Origin of the sequence: Kitasatospora sp. NPDC008050 (assembly GCF_042957465.1) — a bacterium.
Classification (GTDB): domain Bacteria; phylum Actinomycetota; class Actinomycetes; order Streptomycetales; family Streptomycetaceae; genus Kitasatospora.
Window position 1 is genome coordinate 167,786 of the sequence record NZ_JBIBIJ010000004.1, and the last position, 12,776, is coordinate 180,561.

At 71.4% G+C, this 12,776-nt stretch carries 10 protein-coding genes and 1 tRNA gene; 3 read left to right on the top strand and 8 right to left on the bottom strand.

Annotation, left to right across the window (positions count from 1 at the left end; genetic code table 11):
- Nucleotides 1–44 precede the first annotated feature (44 nt).
- A complete protein-coding gene (locus ACFZB9_RS10015) occupies nucleotides 45–275 on the top strand; it encodes an MbtH family protein (protein WP_327070410.1) in 231 nt (76 codons plus the stop codon).
- Complete coding sequence (locus ACFZB9_RS10020; protein WP_391445444.1) at nucleotides 272–1,504, top strand: cytochrome P450; 1,233 nt, start codon at nucleotides 272–274, stop codon at nucleotides 1,502–1,504. The genes ACFZB9_RS10015 and ACFZB9_RS10020 overlap by 4 nt, the downstream gene beginning before the upstream one ends.
- Before the next feature lie 69 nt (nucleotides 1,505–1,573).
- Here the strand turns inward: ACFZB9_RS10020 and ACFZB9_RS10025 are convergent, their stop codons facing one another.
- From ACFZB9_RS10025 to ACFZB9_RS10060, 8 genes are all read right to left on the bottom strand, one after another.
- On the bottom strand, nucleotides 1,574–2,590 hold the full coding sequence (locus tag ACFZB9_RS10025; RefSeq protein WP_391445446.1) for an aldo/keto reductase family protein: 1,017 nt from the start codon (nucleotides 2,588–2,590) through the stop codon (nucleotides 1,574–1,576).
- A 141-nt stretch (nucleotides 2,591–2,731) separates the two neighbouring features.
- Nucleotides 2,732–2,805, bottom strand: a tRNA-Met gene (locus ACFZB9_RS10030).
- Nucleotides 2,806–2,859: 54 nt separating this feature from the next.
- Nucleotides 2,860–3,921 carry an ROK family protein gene (locus tag ACFZB9_RS10035; RefSeq protein ID WP_391445448.1) on the bottom strand — a complete coding sequence of 354 codons (1,062 nt, stop codon included), beginning with the start codon at nucleotides 3,919–3,921 and terminating at the stop codon, nucleotides 2,860–2,862.
- Between the two features lie 57 nt (nucleotides 3,922–3,978).
- Nucleotides 3,979–7,023: an alpha-mannosidase gene (locus tag ACFZB9_RS10040; RefSeq protein WP_391445450.1), complete on the bottom strand. Its 3,045-nt coding sequence runs from the start codon at nucleotides 7,021–7,023 to the stop codon at nucleotides 3,979–3,981.
- 60 nt (nucleotides 7,024–7,083) lie between these two features.
- Nucleotides 7,084–8,343, bottom strand: a complete 1,260-nt coding sequence (locus ACFZB9_RS10045; RefSeq protein ID WP_391445452.1) for a glycosyl hydrolase — start codon at nucleotides 8,341–8,343, stop codon at nucleotides 7,084–7,086.
- A 37-nt stretch (nucleotides 8,344–8,380) separates the two neighbouring features.
- A complete protein-coding gene (locus tag ACFZB9_RS10050) occupies nucleotides 8,381–9,298 on the bottom strand; it encodes a carbohydrate ABC transporter permease (RefSeq protein ID WP_391445454.1) in 918 nt (305 codons plus the stop codon).
- Nucleotides 9,298–10,170 carry a carbohydrate ABC transporter permease gene (locus tag ACFZB9_RS10055; protein ID WP_391445456.1) on the bottom strand — a complete coding sequence of 291 codons (873 nt, stop codon included), beginning with the start codon at nucleotides 10,168–10,170 and terminating at the stop codon, nucleotides 9,298–9,300. The genes ACFZB9_RS10050 and ACFZB9_RS10055 overlap by 1 nt, the downstream gene beginning before the upstream one ends.
- A gap of 33 nt (nucleotides 10,171–10,203) precedes the next feature.
- Nucleotides 10,204–11,508, bottom strand: coding sequence for an ABC transporter substrate-binding protein (locus ACFZB9_RS10060; RefSeq protein ID WP_391445458.1), 1,305 nt, complete (start codon nucleotides 11,506–11,508; stop codon nucleotides 10,204–10,206).
- A gap of 176 nt (nucleotides 11,509–11,684) precedes the next feature.
- Here ACFZB9_RS10060 and ACFZB9_RS10065 point away from each other — a divergent pair, with 176 nt between their 5' ends.
- A complete protein-coding gene (locus ACFZB9_RS10065; RefSeq protein ID WP_391445460.1) occupies nucleotides 11,685–12,704 on the top strand; it encodes a LacI family DNA-binding transcriptional regulator in 1,020 nt (339 codons plus the stop codon).
- Nucleotides 12,705–12,776: the final 72 nt, after the last annotated feature.

The window sequence follows — 12,776 nt, forward strand, 5'->3', positions numbered from 1 at the left end:
CTCGTCTACCCGCAGGCTCCCTTATCCCACACGGAGGAAAGACAGTGAGTGATCCCTGGGACGACACCGCCGGCACCTTCCTGGTCCTGGTCAACGACGAGGGCCAGCACTCGCTGTGGCCCGCCTTCACCGCCGTGCCGGCCGGCTGGACCACGGTGTGCGGACCGGTCACCCGGGACGAGTGCCTGGCGTACGTCGAGGAGAACTGGACCGACATGCGGCCCAAGAGCCTTGTTGACCACCCCACCGATCTCTCGGAGGCCCGTTCCGCATGAGCGACATCATGAACGAGTACCTGGACGACGCGACGACCGGCAAGCGCCAGCCGCGCGCCTACCCCTTCAGCGAGGCCGTGGCGCTGGACCTCGACCCGCTCTACCAGAAGCTGCGCGCCGAGGAACCCGTGGCGCGGGTCTCCTGCCCCTACGGCGAGGACGCCTGGCTGGTCACCACGCACGCGGACATGAAGACGATCCTCGGCGATCCCCGCTTCAGCCGCGCGCTGGCCGCCGAGCACGACGAGTCGCGGCTGACCCCGCTGCCGATCAACACCAGCATCCTGGGGATGGACTCGCCCGACCACCCCCGGCTGCGCCGCCTGCTCTCCAAGACCTTCACCATGCGCCGGGTCGAGCTGCTGCGCCCGCGGATCGAGCAGGAGGCACACCGGCTGATCGACGAGCTGGTGGCCGCGGGCGCGCCGGGCGACCTGATGGAGGGCTTCGCGGTGCCGTTCGCCGGCACCGTGGTCTGCGACCTGCTGGGCGTGCCGTTCGAGGACCGCGAGCGGTTCCGCGGCTGGCTGGACGCCTTCTCCGCGACGACCGTGATGTCGGAGGAGGAGATCGAGGAGGACACCCAGCGGCTGTACGACTACATCGGCAAGCTGATGGTGCGCCGGCGCGAGGAGCCGCAGGACGACCTGATCAGCGCCATGGTCAAGGCCAGCGACGAGGAGGACAAGCTCTCCGAGAAGGAGCTGGTGGAGCTGGCCAGCGTGCTGCTGATCGCCGGCCACGAGACGGTCTCCTCGCAGCTGATCGACTCGCTGCACGTGCTGTTCACCCATCCCGCGCAGCTGGCGGACCTCAAGCGGGAGCCGGAGCTGCTGCCGGGCGCGGTGGAGGAAGCGCTGCGCTACGTGCCGCTCATCTCCCACGTCACCTTCGCGCGCTATGCCACGGAGGACGTCGAGCTGAGCGGGACGCTGGTGCGGGCCGGGGAATCCGTCCTGCCCGCGATTCCCTCGGCCAACCGTGACGAGTCGGTCTTCGAGCATGCGGACCGGTTCGACCTGCGGCGCACGCCCAATCCGCATCTGGGATTCGGCTACGGAATCCACCGCTGCCTGGGCGCGCCGCTCGCGCGTCTGGAATTGCAGGTGGCACTGGAAACGCTCTTCACCCGGCTGCCCGGGCTGCACTGCGCGGTCCCGGTGGCGGAGCTGGAATGGAAGGACGGCATGCAGGTGCGCAGCCTGCTGCATTTGCCGGTGAACTGGTAGCGGGAAACGCGAAAGGGCCTTTCCGGGGATACCGCCGGTATCCCCGGAAAGGCCCTTGGCGGCTGTTCGTCAGCCCACGCGCCAGGTGGGGTCGGTGGGGCTGCTGTCGGTGGTCGCGGCGGGGTCGCGGCTGACCACCGGGTCGAGCACCGCGTCGATCGCGCTGAGCACCTCGGCGTCGAGCGTGACGCCGGCCGCCTTGGCGTTGTCGGTGATCTGCTCGGGCCGGGAGGCGCCGATCACGGCGGCCGAGACATTGGGGTGCTGGAGCACCCAGGCCAGCGAGAGCTGGGCCAGGGTCAGCCCGAGGTCGGCGGCGATCGGGTGCAGGCGCTGGACCCGGCCGAGGACGTCGTCGGTCAGCCAGGGTGCCAGCACCGGCGAACCGTCGTTGGAGTCGGTGGCCCGGGAGCCCTCGGGCCACTGCCCGCCCGGCAGGTACTTGCCGGTCAGCACGCCCTGGGCCAGCGGCGACCAGACGACCTGCCCCAGGCCCAGCTCCTCGCAGAGCGGCATCACCTCGACCTCGGGCACCCGCCACAGGGCGCTGTACTGCGGCTGGTTGGAGATGAGTGGGATCCGCAGCTCGCGGGCCAGGGCGTGGCCGCGCCGGATCTGCTCGGCGGTCCACTCGGAGACCCCGATGTAGTGCGCCTTGCCCGCGTGCACCACGTCGGCCAGCGCCGACATGGTCTCCTCCAGCGGGGTGGAGGGGTCGAAGCGGTGCGCCTGGTAGAGGTCCACGTGGTCCATGCCCAGGCGGCGCAGCGAGTTGTCGATGGATTCCCGGATGTGTTTGCGGGACAGGCCCATGTCGTTGCGCCCGGGGCCGGTGGGAGCGAAGACCTTGGTGAGGATCTCCAGCCCCTCCCGGCGCTCGCCCTTCAGCGCCCGGCCGAGGGATTCCTCGGCCTGCGAGCCGGCATAGACATCGGCGGTGTCGAAGGTGGTGATTCCGGCGTCGAGAGCGGCCCGCACACAGGCCAGTTCCGTTTCCTCACTCCTCGAAGAACTCCGGGTCAGCCAGTTGCCGTACGCGAGCTGACTGACAATCAGGCCACTGCGTCCAAGGTGACGGAAATTCATATGCCAACGCTAGCAACCGAATTGGGCCGCCGGGAGGGGAATGACGAAAGCGGGCCGCAGTCTCAGCCGTGCAGCGGCGCGGGACGGGAAAGCGGATCGGCCCGGCACACGTGGTGTGCCGGGCCGATCCGTGCTACTGAGTAGCGGGGACAGGATTTGAACCTGCGACCTCTGGGTTATGAGCCCAGCGAGCTACCGAGCTGCTCCACCCCGCGTCGGTGAACATGACTCTACGGCATGACCGCCGACAGGGGAAATCGGTTGTCGGGTCACACCCTGACGCGGGTGAGTGCGGCGGCGCCGATCAGGCCCGCGTTGGGGCCGAGTTCGGTGAGCCGCACCTCGAACGGGCGGACGAAGGAGAGTGCCGCGTAGGTGTCCAGGTGGCGGCGGAGCGGGGCGAGCAGCAGGTCGCCCGCCCCGGCCACGCCGCCGCCGATCACGGCCAGCCGCAGGTCCAGCAGGGTGGCGGTGGCCGCGATGCCGGCGGCCAGCGCCTGCCCCGCGCGTTCGTAGGCGGCCAGCGCCAGCGGGTCGCCCTGGCGTGCCGACTCGGCGACGGCCGCGGCGTCGGTGGCGGCGTCGCGGGCCGCCGGGCGCCAGCCGGAGCGCAGCGCGTGGCGGGCGATGGCGGTGCCGCTGGCCAGCACCTCCACGCAGCCGCGCGAGCCGCACGGGCAGGCCTCGCCGTTCAGGTCCACGCTCAGGTGGCCCAGGTGTCCGGCGTTGCCGCTGGGGCCGGGCCGGACGCTGCCGTCGAGCACCAGCCCGGCGCCGACCCCGGTGGAGACCACCAGGCACAGCGCGTCGGAGCTGTCCCGGGCGGCCCCGCACCAGTGCTCGCCGGCCGCCATCGCGACGCCGTCCCCGGCCAGCCGCACCGGCACGCCCTGCTCCGGCGCCGGCCCGGCCTCCTTGGCCAGCCCCAGCACCGCGGGGTCGGCGGCGACCCGGGCGACCAGCGGGTAGTCGCGCCAGCCGGCGATGTTGACCGGGCTGACCGTGCCGCGGGTGATGTCCACCGGCCCCGCGCAGCCGATCCCCACCGCGCGCACCTCGGACCAGCGCGGGTGCTCGGCGAGCTCGCCGAGGACCCGGTGGACCGTCAGCATGACCGCCTCGCCCGGGTCATGGGCGAAGGTGGGCCGCTGCACCCGGTGCAGCAGGGTGCCGTGCTGGTCGACCAGCGCACCGGCGATCTTGGTGCCCCCGATGTCGAGGGCGGCGATCAGGCCGGTGGGCTGCTGCGCCGGGTGCGGGGCGGTGGGCTGTGCGGTGGGCTGGGCAGTGGGTTGTACGGGGGGCTCTGCGGGGGGCTCTGCGGTGGACATGGTGGGCCTCGGGAACTGGCTGGAGCCGGTGGACGACGGGACGGGTGGAGCGTGGCGCTACGAGGCGGCCGCCGCGCGGGTCAGCCGCAGCGTGACCAGCTCGAACGGGCGCAGTCGCAGCGCGATGCCATCCTCGCGCACCTCCGCCTCGGTGCCGAGCGGGCGCTCCAGCAGATCGCAGACCCGCACCGCGGTGTGCGCGAAGGAGGTGCGCAGCAGCGCCCTGGCCCGGCCGCCGTGCGCCTCGTAGAGCCGCACCACCACGTCGCCGCTCTCGTCGTCGGCCAGCTTGACGGCGCTGAGCACCACCGCGTCGTTGTCCACGCCCACCAGCGGCGCGACCTCGGCGTCGCCGGGCACCCGCCGCTCGGGCAGGTTGATCCGGTAGCCCTCGCGCACCGCGTCGCCGATCGTGGCGCCGGCCACCAGCGCGTGCTGGAAGCGGTGCAGGCCCTGGTCGGTGTGCGGGTCGGGGAAGCGCGGGGCGCGCAGCAGCGAGACGCGCACCGTGGTGGTGGTGCCGTGGTCCTCGGGGCGCACCGTGCGGGTCACGTCGTGGCCGTAGGTGGAGGCGGTGACCAGGGCCACGCCCCAGTCGGGTTCGGCGAAGTGCACGAAGCGGTGGTTGCAGGCCTCGAACTTGGCCGACTCCCAGCTGGTGTTGGTGTGGGTGGCGCGGTGCTGGTGGCCGAACTGGGTCTCGGACGCGTAGCGCTCGGTGTGCAGGTCCAGCGGGAAGGCGGCCTTGAGGAACTTCTCCGTCTCGTGCCAGTCCACCTCGGTGTCCAGGTCGAGCCGCTTGGTGCCGGCCGTCAGGGTCAGCGTCTGCACCACCGTGGAGGCACCGAAGGAGCGGGTCACCCGCACCGCGACCGCCTCGGGCTGCTCGGCGGCCACCGCCAGCTCGTCCAGCTCGATCAGGTCGGTGACGGTGTTGCGGTAGAACTGGTCGACGTCCCAGGCGTCCCACATGTTGGGGAAGTCCGGGTGGATCTGCAGCAGGTTGGCGGCCGCGCCGGGGGCGATCGTCTCGCGTTCCTGGGTGAGGTCGTAGACCGAGACGACCAGGCCGCGCCCGTCCACCGCGACCCGCAGCAGGCCGTTGTCCAGCAGGAAGCCGCCCTCGGGGCGCTGCTGGAGCGAGCAGCTGCCGCGCCCGCCGGCCGCCGTCGGGCGCCCGCCGGCGGCCGGCACCCCGCCCCGCTCGTGCGGGGTCGCGTTGAAGACCACCTCGCTGCCTGACGCGGCGTCACCGGCCAGTGCCCGCTGCGAGTTCGCGATGATGCCGGTCAGCTCCTCGGCGACCGCGGCATACGTCCGCTCCGCCTCGCGGTGCACCCAGGCGATCGAGGAGCCGGGCAGGATGTCGTGGAACTGGTGCAGCAGCACCGTCTTCCAGATCCGGTCCAACTCCTGGTAGGGGTAGGGGAGCCCGGCCTGGACGGCGGCGGTGGCCGCCCACAGCTCGGCCTCGCGCAGCAGGTTCTCGCTGGCCCGGTTGCCCTGCTTGGTCTTGGCCTGGCTGGTCAGCGTGGCGCGGTGCAGTTCGAGGTAGAGCTCGCCCACCCAGACCGGCGGCTCGGGGTACTCGGCCTGCGCCTTGGTGAAGAAGTCGGCGGGCTTCTCCCAGGTGACGGTGGCCGAGCCCTCCAGGTTCCGCATCCGGGCCGCCTTGGCGATCATCTCGCGGGTGGTCCCGCCGCCGCCGTCGCCCCAGCCGGTGGGTGCCAGCGAGTGGCTGGCCCGGCCCTTGTCCTTGAAGTTCCGCGCCGCGTGGGCGATTTCACTGCCCTTCATGGAGCAGTTGTAGGTGTCGATCGGCGGGAAGTGGGTGAAGATCCGGGTCCCGTCGATGCCCTCCCACCAGAAGGTGTGGTGCGGGAAGGTGTTGACCTGGCTCCAGGAGATCTTCTGGGTCAGCAGCCACTTGGAGCCGGCCGCCTTGATGATCTGCGGCAGGCCGCCGGTGAAGCCGAAGGTGTCGGGCAGCCAGGCCTCCTGGTTCTCGACGCCGAACTCCTGAAGGAAGAACCGCTTGCCGTGCACGAACTGACGGGCCATCGCCTCCGAGCCCGGCATGTTGGTGTCCGACTCCACCCACATGCCGCCGGCCGGCACGAAGCGGCCCTCGGCCACCGCCTGCTTGACCCGGGCGTACACCTCGGGCCGGTGCTCCTTGATCCAGGCGTACTGCTGGGCCTGGGACATGGTGTAGACGAAGTCCGGCTCGTCCTCCAGGAGGGCCGTCATGTTGGCGGTGGTCCGGGCCACCTTGCGGACCGTCTCGCGCAGCGGCCACAGCCAGGCCGAGTCGATGTGCGCGTGGCCCACCGCGCTGAGCTTGTGCGCGGACGGGACGGCGGGGGCGGCCAGCACCGCGGCCAGCTCGGCGCGGGCGGCGGCGGCCGTCGCGTTGATGTCCTGCAGGTCGACGGCGTCCAGCGCCCGCTCCACGGCACGCAGGATCTCCCAGCGGCGCGGGCCGTCCACCGGCAGCTCGGCCATCAGCTCGCCCAGCACCTCCAGGTCCGCCACCAGGTGCCAGACGGTCTCGTCGAAGACCGCCAGGTCCATCCGGGCCAGCTTGTACTGCGGCTGGTCACCGGCGGTCGTCTTGTCGCCCAGCTCGGTGGGCAGGAAGGGGTGGTAGTCCAGGATCACCGGGTTGGAGGCGGCCTCCACGTGCAGCAGCACCTGCTCGCCGCCGACCGCGGGGGCGGCCACCCGCACCCACTGGTTGCACGGGTTCAGGCCCTTCACCGGGGTGCCGTCGGGGCGGTAGACCAGGCCCTCGCACTGGAAGCCGGGCATGTTCTTGTCGAAGCCCAGGTCGATCAGGGCCTCCACGGTCCGCCCGGCCCAGGCCTGCGGCACCGTGCCCGAGACGGTCAGCCAGCTGGTGCCCCAGGGGGCGCCCCACTCGTCGCCGACCGCGATCGGCTTGCGCGGCGCGGCCAGGCCCTCGGCGACCGGGACCGGCTCGTCGGGAGCGGCCCAGATGCCGACCTCAAGGGGGACGGACTCCGGATAGACCGCCGGGCGGATGCGCTCGTCGAGTACGCGCTTGAGACGGGACTCGACCAGGCTGCGGTCGTCGTGCATGTGGGCTCCAGGAGAGGGCGAGGGTGGGGTGGCTGCGAAGTGGGCTGAGGTGAGCGTAGGTCAGGTGTGGTCGACGTCCTCGACCGTGACGACCTCGGTGATGCCGCGGGCCGTCAGGTGCTGCTGGTCGGTGGCGTGTTCGGCGAGCAGCGCGGTGGGCCGCGCGCCGTCGGCGGTCAGCCGCATGAAGGCCTCGAAGAAGGCGCCGCCGGGCGCGCAGGTGGAGCGCTTGGGCGCGTCGTCGGGCAGGTCGAGCACCAGCGCGGTGGTCCGCGGCAGCGGCCGGCGGCCGTGCGCGCGGGCCTCGGCGACCGCGTCGGCCAGCGCCCGCCCGGCCGGCTTGACCTGCTGGTCGTTGGTGAGCAGGCCGAGGCTGTACTCGAGTTCGGGGAAGTCGGCGAGCGAGCGGTCCACGTCGTGCGAGCACCACCAGGTGACGCCCCACAGATCGGGGCAGTCCAGGGCGGCGGCCACCGTGGTCGCGGTGAAGCGGCCCGCCGCCTCGGGGGCGATGTGCGGGGCCGGGGCGCCGACCTCCTGCAGCCAGACCGGGCGGTGCGGGTCCTTCGCCCAGGCCTTGGACAGCTCCACCATGTACGCGGCGTGCTGGCCGCAGGCGGTGGAGTCGGCGCCGTAGCGCTGCGCGGTGCCGTTGAAGACCCAGGAGTGCACGGCGGTGGCGGCCCCGATCCGGGCGGCCTGCGCCGGGGTGAACGGGTGGTCGTCCTGGTACCAGGCCGCGTCGTACTCCGCGTGCAGGTGCAGCCGGCCCGGCGCGCCCTGCTCGCAGGCGGCCAGCACCCGGCGCAGCCAGGCGGCGGCCTGCTCGGGGGTGATCCGGTCCGGGTCGGGGTGCGGGTCGCCGGAGAACTGGTTGATCTCGTTGCCGATGGTCAGGCCCAGGAAGTTGGGCCGCTCGGCCAGCGCGCCGGCCAGGGTGCGCAGGTAGTTCTCCTGCCCCTCGATCACCTCGGGGTCGGTGAAGATGTTGCGCCGGTGCCAGGTGGCCGTCCACGAGGGCAGGAAGTCGAAGCTGGACAGGTGGCCCTGCAGGCCGTCCACCGCGACGTCCAGGCCGCGTTCGCCCGCCGCGTCCACCAGTGCGACCAACTGCTCGACGGCGCGCGGGCGGATCAGCGTGCGGTTGGGCTGGAACAGCGGCCAGAGCGGGAAGACCCGCAGGTGGTCCAGGCCCAGCCCGGCGATCGAGTCCAGGTCGGCCCGCACCGCGTCGAGGTCGAAGTCGAGCCAGTGGTGGAACCAGCCCTTGGCCGGGGTGTAGTTGACGCCGAACCTCGGCGCGTCGATCGCGTCGCTCATCAGTAGTCTCAGTTCTCCGGTACGTGTCGGCTGGTCATCAGCCCTTCACCGCGCCCTCGCCGACGCCGCGGAAGAAGAACCGCTGCAGCGCCACGAAGAGCGCCAGGATCGGCAGCAGGGCGATCATCGCGCCGGCCGCCAGGGTGCGCGGGTCGGCGGAGAAGACGCTCTGCAGATAGGAGAGGCCGACGGTGAGGGTGAGCTTGTCGGGGCTCTGCAGGACCAGCAGCGGCCACAGGAAGTCGTCCCAGGCGCCGATGAAGGTCAGGATGGCGACCACGCTCAGCGTGCCCTTGACGCTGGGCAGCGCGATGTAGCGGATGCGCTGCCAGACGGTGGCCCCGTCGATCACCGCGGCCTCCTCCACGTCGGCGGGGATCGCCAGGAAGGCGTTGCGCATCAGCAGCACGTTCAGTGCCCCGATCATGGCGGGCAGTGCCACGCCGACCAGCGAGTTGCCGAAGCCGAGCGTGGTCACCGTCTGGTACTGCGAGATGATGGTGACCTCCCCGGGCAGGACCAGGGTGGACAGGAACAGGCCCAGCACCAGGCGCTGGCCGCGGAACCTCAGCCGGGCCAGCGCGTAGCCGGCGGCCGTGGCGCCCAGCAGGTTGCCGCCCACGCAGAGCGCCGCCACGGTGATCGAGTTCAGCGCGAAGTGGCCGATCGGCACGGTGCGTGCCACCTTGCCGTAGTTGGCGAAGGTCGGGTGCTGCGGCAGCAGTTGCGGGGTGGCGGTGTAGACGTCCTCGAAGGCGCTCTTCAGCGAGGTGGAGAGCTCCCAGAGCATCGGCCCGACCGTGATGGCCAGGATCACCAGCAGGGTGAGGTAGCGGGCGGTCAGGCCCAGCGGGGTCACCGCGTCGAAGACGGGGGAGCGGCGCCGCCCGGGTGCGCGGGGCGGGGCGGGGGTGGGGGCGGGTGCGGTCGCGACCCGGTCGGACAGGGCGGTCATCAGTCGGTCCTCCGGTTCCAGCGGGCCAGGAGCAGCAGCGGGCCGATGGTCAGGACGAAGAGCAGCACGCTGAGTGCGGAGGCGTAGCCGAGCCGGCCGTCGCTGCCCGAGGCGGCCTCCTGGATCAGCATCACCAGCGAGACGTCCTGGCCGCCGACGCCGCCGGTGCGCCCGCCGAGCACGTACAGCTCCGAGAAGGTGCGCATGGCGTTGACCGCGATCAGCACCGAGACCAGCGCCATGGTGCCGCGCACGCCCGGCACGGTCACCGCCCAGAACCGGCGCACCGCGCCGGCGCCGTCCACCGCGGCCGCCTCGTGCAGCTCGCGGCGGACGTTCCCGAGCGCCGAGAGGTAGAGCACCATGTAGTAGCCCAGGCCCTTCCAGACGGTGAGCGTGATGGCGCTGAACAGCAGCAGCCACCGGTCGGTCAGGAAGGGCACGGTCTGGTGGATCAGGCCCATCTGCTTGCCGAGCCCGTTGACCAGACCGCGGTCGTCCAGCAGCCACTGCCAGATCAGCGCCACCACCACGGCGGAGGCGATCACCGGGAAGTAGAAGACGGTCCGGAAGAAGCCCATGAACGGCAGGGTGCGCTGGACCAGCATGGCCAGCAGCAGCGGCAGGAAGGTCAGCAGCGGGACGCAGACCACCATGAAGATCAGCGTGTTGAGGATCGCGTCGCGCAGCAGCGGGTCGTGCCACATCAGGGCGTAGTTGCGCACTCCGATGAACTGCCCGCCGCTGAGGGTGTGCACATTGGTGAAGGAGAGCACACCGGTGTTGATCGCGGGCCAGAGGCTGAAGACGAGCAGCCAGATCAGCGCGGGGGCGATCAACAGCCAGGGGGTGTACCAGCGGTGGGCCTTCATCGGGTCCTCCTGGAAGCGTGGCGGATCACTGGCTCACTGGCCGAGCAGCTGGTTCGCCCGGTTGGCGGCGTTGTCCAGGGCCTGCTTGGCCGACTCCTTTCCGGTCATCGCCAGGGCGACCTGCTGGTTGAGGTAGGTGTCCATGGAGTCGGTCCACTGCGGCGGGGTGAAGTTCACCGCCTTCTGCATGTCCTGGTAGGCGATCACCGAGGCGTCGCCCTGCGGGGTGCCGTCGCTCTTGCTGTAGGCCGGGTCGTTGGCCGAGGCGGCGCTGCCGGGCAGGTAGCCGGGGGCCAGCTTGACGAAGGCGACCTGGTTCTGGTCGTCGGTGACGAACTTGCCGAAGGCCAGCGCGAGCGCCAGGTTCTTGCTCTTGGCGGAGACCGACAGGCCCTGGACGTAGAGCGGCGGGGTGTCCAGCGCGGGGGAGGGGACGATCTGCGGGGCCAGGCTCGGGTTGCTCTGCCCGACGCTGGTGATGTAGTTGCCGCCGGCCACCGTCCAGGCCGCCTGCTGCTTGTTGAACAGCGCGGAGTTGCCCTCGTAGGTGCTGGTGAGCACGTTGGACGGCAGGTAGCCGGCCGCGTAGGCGGCGGTGTACTTGTCCAGCATGGCGGCCGCGCCGTCGGTGTTGAAGGTGAACTTCTTGCCGTCCGGGCTCATCAGCGCGGTGCCGGAGTTGACGATGTCGGACAGGCCGGGCGGGCGGCTCATCAGGTAGTCCTTGCCACCCGACTTGTCGTGCACGGTCTTGGCCTGGGCGACCAGGTCGTCGAAGGTCTTCGGCAGGTTGTTCGGGTCCAGGCCGTCGCGCTGGAGCATGGCCTTGTTCCAGTAGCTGACGTCGGTGCCCAGGTACCAGGGCAGGCCGAAGCCGTCGCTGCCGATGTCGGAGTAGGTGTAGGCGGCCAGGCCGCTGTGCACGTAGTCCTGCGAGAGGGTCGGCACGTTCTTGGTGAGGTCGAGCAGGGCGCCGACCTTGGCGACCGAGTGCGCGATGTCCGGCGGAAGATTGATCACGTCTGGCAGGCTGTTGCTGGTCACCTGGCTGGTCACCTTGTCGGCGTAGCCGTCGCCGGGCTGGTCCACCCAGGTGATCGTGGTGCCCGGGTGCTGGGTCTCGAAGTCCTTGATCAGGGCGTTGAAGTAGGGAGTGAACTTGTCGTTCTTCAGCGACCAGGTCTGGAAGGTGATCTCGCCCTTGATCGGGGCGTCCGCGGCGACGGTCTGCTTGGCGGCGCCCGAGCCGCTGCCGCTGCCGACGCCGCAGCCGGTGAGGCCGGTGGCCGTGAGGGCGGTGAGGGCTGCGAGGGTGATGCCGGCCTGGATTCTTCGCATCGATAACTCCTGGTCCTGCCCGACGAGGTGAGGGAGGTTCGAGGGTGGGTGCGTGGGGGAACACGGGGGGTTCGGTGGCGCTGGGTGGGGTACTGAAGCGATTTACTAAACCGGTCCAGTTGATGCTGGACTATGCTCCAGCACGGCAAAGGTGTCAAGAGAGGAAACACAACACGATGGGCAGACCGACGATCGCCGACATCGCCCGACAGGCGGGGGTGTCCAAGGGCGCGGTGTCGTTCGCTCTCAACGGACGCCCGGGGGTGAGCGAGGAGACCCGCACCCGGATCCTGCGGGTCGCGGAGGAGATGAAGTGGCGCCCGCACAGCGCGGCCCGGGCGCTCGGCGGGGCGCGCGCGGGGGCGGTGGGCCTGGTGCTCGCGCGCCCGGCGCGCACGCTGGGGCTCGAACCGTTCTTCGCCCAGCTGCTCTCCGGCCTGCAGGCCGGGCTCTCGGTGCACTCCACCGCGCTGCAGCTGCTGGTGGTCGAGGACACCGCGGCGGAGATCGAGGTGTACCGGCGCTGGGCCTCCGAGCACCGGGTGGACGGCTTCGTCCTGGTCGACCTGCAGGTGCGCGACCCGCGGATCGACGTGCTGGAGGAGCTCGGCATGCCGACGGTGGTGCTCGGCGGCCCCGGCAAGCACGGCAGTCTGCCCAGCGTCTGGGCCGACGACCGGGAGGCGATGCTCTCGATCGTGGAGTACCTGGCCGCGCTCGGGCACCGCAGGATCGCCCACCTGGCCGGCCTGCCCGCCTTCCAGCACACCCAGCGCCGGATCCGCGCGCTGCGCGACGCGGCCAAGCGGCTGGGCCTGACCGAGGCGCTGTCGCTGCCCACCGACTTCAGCGACGCCGAGGGGGCCGCCGCCACCCGGACCCTGCTGGCCCGCCGGGAGCGGCCGACCGCGATCATCTACGACAGCGACGTGATGGCGGTGGCGGGGCTCGGGGTGGCCACCGAGATGGGTGTGGCGGTGCCCGCCGAGCTGTCCATCGTCTCCTTCGACGACTCGGTGCTGGCCAGGATCGTGCACCCGCCGCTGACGGCGCTCTCCCGGGACACCTTCACGCTCGGCGAGCAGGTGGCCAGGACGCTGCTCGCGGTGGTCGAGGACCCGGCCGCCGCGGCCGATCTCAAGACGCCCACCCCGCGGCTGACCGTGCGGGAGAGCACCGCGATGCCGCGGCGCTGAGGGCGCGGGTGCCCGTGCACCCGTGCCGCCGGGGCGGTCGCGGTGGCCGAAAGGGCAGCAATCCGGCTGAGG

Coding starts and splice junctions, on each gene's coding strand:
- ACFZB9_RS10065 (WP_391445460.1), top strand. CDS start 11,685: ATGGGCAGACCGACGATCGCCGACATCGCCCGACAGGCGGGGGTGTCC.
- ACFZB9_RS10050 (WP_391445454.1), bottom strand. CDS start 9,298: ATGACCGCCCTGTCCGACCGGGTCGCGACCGCACCCGCCCCCACCCCC.
- ACFZB9_RS10020 (WP_391445444.1), top strand. CDS start 272: ATGAGCGACATCATGAACGAGTACCTGGACGACGCGACGACCGGCAAG.
- ACFZB9_RS10060 (WP_391445458.1), bottom strand. CDS start 11,508: ATGCGAAGAATCCAGGCCGGCATCACCCTCGCAGCCCTCACCGCCCTC.
- ACFZB9_RS10055 (WP_391445456.1), bottom strand. CDS start 10,170: ATGAAGGCCCACCGCTGGTACACCCCCTGGCTGTTGATCGCCCCCGCG.
- ACFZB9_RS10045 (WP_391445452.1), bottom strand. CDS start 8,343: ATGAGCGACGCGATCGACGCGCCGAGGTTCGGCGTCAACTACACCCCG.
- ACFZB9_RS10040 (WP_391445450.1), bottom strand. CDS start 7,023: ATGCACGACGACCGCAGCCTGGTCGAGTCCCGTCTCAAGCGCGTACTC.
- ACFZB9_RS10035 (WP_391445448.1), bottom strand. CDS start 3,921: ATGTCCACCGCAGAGCCCCCCGCAGAGCCCCCCGTACAACCCACTGCC.
- ACFZB9_RS10025 (WP_391445446.1), bottom strand. CDS start 2,590: ATGAATTTCCGTCACCTTGGACGCAGTGGCCTGATTGTCAGTCAGCTC.